This is a genomic window from Sphingomonas sp. (assembly GCF_031426035.1).
In the GTDB taxonomy this organism is placed as follows: Bacteria; Pseudomonadota; Alphaproteobacteria; order Sphingomonadales; family Sphingomonadaceae; genus Sphingomicrobium.
The window spans coordinates 1-3,092 of sequence record NZ_JANPKO010000004.1 but is presented as its reverse complement, the minus strand read 5'-3'; the positions used below and the strand labels follow the sequence as shown (position 1 = coordinate 3,092).

The window sequence follows — 3,092 nt, the reverse complement described above, 5'->3', positions numbered from 1 at the left end:
CTCGGCGGTCATCGGCTCGCTGTTGGTGAGCCCGCGGATACCGTCGGTGCCGAAGAATTTGCGTGTCATGGCGGGGGCTTTAGCGCGCCAGCGGTTGCGGTGCGAGCCTTAGCCGAGCCAGTGCCAGACGCCGACCGGCATGGGGTGCAGCCAGGTCGCCAGGAGGAACACCGCCGTGCCGCCGACCAGCGCCACGATGCCGGGCGACGCGAGGCCGTGGCCGAACGGCATGAACGCGGTCTGCGCAGCCCATTCGTGCCAGCACGGTCCCTTCAGTACGCGCTTCTTGGCGTCCTGGCCGACCGAACCGCCAAGCGCCAGCACGAGGATCGCGGCGTCCAGCACGAGCGCCTCGGGCGTCGCGATGAGCATGGCGTGGACGATCGCCCACAAAGCAAACGACCACATCATCGGATGGCGGGTGATCGCCAGCACGCCGCTCGGCCCGGTGTTGGGCACGCGCACGCCGGGCAAAGCGGGATTACCGACGAACGAGCCGACCAGCAGGATCGACGCGAACCACATGACGAGGCTGGCCACGGTCCACAGCGGCGCGCCGGCGCTCCACAACGGCGCCGCGCCGCCGGCCTTGCCGTAGACCCAGATCATCACCCCGAACGTGGCCAGCGCGACGAGCGAGTAAAGAATCTGGAACTTCGTCTCGCCGAGCCGCGCGACGAGCGGCGCGCGCAGCGGATGCGAGAGCAGGAAGTGCGAGCCGACGAAGGCCAGGCAGGCGAGCGCGAGGCTGCCCAGCGGGCTCAATGGCGATACGCTTCGGGCAGGGTGCGGCGCTCGAGATCGCGGTAGCGGTCGCGGAGGCGGGTCTGGTGGGTGTCGAGGGGTTGCTGCACGCCGTCGATGTACACCGCATCGGCGTTGCTGGCGAGGTCGAGCGGGTCGCCCGACCAGATCACCACGTCGGCGCGGCGCCCCGGCGCGAGGCTGCCGATCTGGCCGCCCATGCCGACCGCGTCGGCGGCGCGCGCGGTAATCATCGCCAGCGCCTCGCCCCAGCTGACGCCGGTCGCTCCGGGCACGCCGCGCAAGGCGACGAGGTTGCCGGCATATTGGCGCTGGGTGAACAGGTTGCGGGTGTCGTTGTCGTCGATCATGCCGATCGAGACCGCGACCCCGGCGGCGCGCATCCGCCCGACGTTGGACTGGGTCGCGGCGAGCTGCTCGAAGCTGGCGGGGAGGTCGTTGACCGCCGAGGCGATGACCGGGACGCGCGCGGCGGCGATGCGGTCGGCGACGGTCCAGCCCTCGGTGGCGCCGACCAGCACCAGTTTCAGCGCGGGGAATTCTCGGCGCAGGGCGAGCACTTGCAATATGTCACTGGCGCGCTCGACGTGGACGAGGAGGTGCTGGCGGCCTTGCAGCACTGGGACCAGCGCCGCGGCGTCGAAGCGGGTCAGCAGGACGTCCTCGCTGCGCCGCGCGTCAGGCCCCATGATCCGCGATTCATTGGGGTTGCGGACGAGCGGGCGGTCGATTTCGTCGGGCTCTCCGCTGCCGCTGGACGCAATCGGCGTGGCGTAGCGTCGCAGCTCGGATGCCTCGCGCAGGGCGTTGCGGAACAGGACGTGGGCGGAGGCGCGCGACCCGCCGGCGGTTGCCGCGCCGCTTTCGCCCAGCTCGACGAACTGGAAGCGGCGGCGCGCGGTGATCGGGTCCAGGTCGGCGCCGGTGTCGATCACCGCGCCCTGCCCGGCGAAGATGCTGCGCCCGGTCGACGGGGCGACGATGGCGCGGGTGATGCCGTCGGCGCGGTTGACGGCGATGGTGGTGGCGAGCGGGTTGATCGCGGGGGCGACGTCGATCGCCGCGCTGAACGGGCCGTTGGCGCTGGTGTCGTCGGACCCGTCGGCGCCGAGGTCGACTTCGCTGAGGCCGAGGCGGGAGAAGCCGGCGACGATGCCGGGGGTGACCCATTTGCCCGTCGCGTCGACGATGTTGGCGCCGGCGGGGACGGTGACGCCATGCCCGGCGGCGAGGATGCGGCCGTCGCGGATAATCACGGTGCCGCCCGGCGCGGCGTCGGACCCGTCACCGGTGGCGAGCATGGCATTGACGATGGCGATGGTCTCGGCGGCGGCGGGGGTGGCGGTGCCCAGCAGCAGCGCGGCGAGCGCGGCGCGGATCACTTGACGTCCCCTTCGCCGGGCTGGCCGAGCTCGAAGTCGCTGACCGGGCGCAGCTTGGGGTTGGCGGCGTCGTACATCAGGGCGCCGTCGATCCACACGCGTTCGGGGCGGGCGTAGACGCTCAACGGGTTGGCGTTCCACAGCACCACATCGGCCATCTTGCCGGGCTTGAGGCTGCCGGTCTGGTCGAAGACGCCGAGCGCCTTGGCGGGGTTGGCGGCGAGCCAGGTCCACGCCACCTCGTCGCTGACCGCGATGCCGGCGCGGCGGCCGTCGGCGAGCGCCTTGGCGGCTTCCTGGTTGAGGCGCTGGATGCCGTTGGCGTCGTCGGAGTGGACGATGGCGCAGGCGCCGGCGTTGTGGACGAACGGGATGTTCTCCTGGATCCCGTCATAGCTTTCCATCTTGAAGCCATACCAGTCGGCCCACATCGCCGAGCAGATGCCCTCGCGAGCGAGGAGGTCGGCGACCTTGTAGCTCTCGACCGCGTGGTGGAAGGTGCCGATCTTGTAGCCCATCTCCTTGGCGACATCGATCATCAGCGCCATTTCGTCGCCGCGGTAGCAGTGGTTGTGGACGAGGATCTGGCCGGCGAGGACGCCGCGCAGCGTGTCCATCGCGAGGTCGCGGGCGGGCGCTGTTCCGCCGTTCTTGTCGTAGGCGTCCCACTTGCGGCGGTACTCGCGCGCCTTGAGCCAGGTTTCGCGGACCAAGGCGATATTGCCCATCCGCGTCTGCGGCATGTTCCCCTTCGACCCGTAAACCCGCTTGGGATTTTCGCCGCACGCCATCTTGAGGCCGTACGGCGCGCCGGGGAATTTCATTCCCTGCACAGTCCGCGCGGCGACGTTCTTGAGCGTGACCGAGCGCCCGCCGAACAGATTGGCCGAACCTGGCAGCACTTGCAGCGTGGTCACCCCGCCATTGGCGAGCGCGCGCGAGAAA

3 protein-coding genes are annotated in these 3,092 nt (G+C 70.4%); all 3 read right to left on the bottom strand.

What is annotated here, in order from left to right:
• Positions 1–108 precede the first annotated feature (108 nt).
• The gene (locus RMP08_RS00310; protein WP_310466944.1) at positions 109–765 is read right to left on the bottom strand and encodes an NnrU family protein; all 657 of its coding nucleotides are present in this window, start codon (positions 763–765) and stop codon (positions 109–111) included.
• On the bottom strand, positions 762–2,144 hold the full coding sequence (locus RMP08_RS00305; RefSeq protein ID WP_310466945.1) for an amidohydrolase family protein: 1,383 nt from the start codon (positions 2,142–2,144) through the stop codon (positions 762–764). The genes RMP08_RS00310 and RMP08_RS00305 overlap by 4 nt, the downstream gene beginning before the upstream one ends.
• Positions 2,144–3,092, bottom strand: a 949-nt coding sequence (locus RMP08_RS00300; RefSeq protein ID WP_310466943.1) for an amidohydrolase family protein, incomplete at its 5' end; no start/stop codon positions are given. The genes RMP08_RS00300 and RMP08_RS00305, both read right to left, overlap by 1 nt.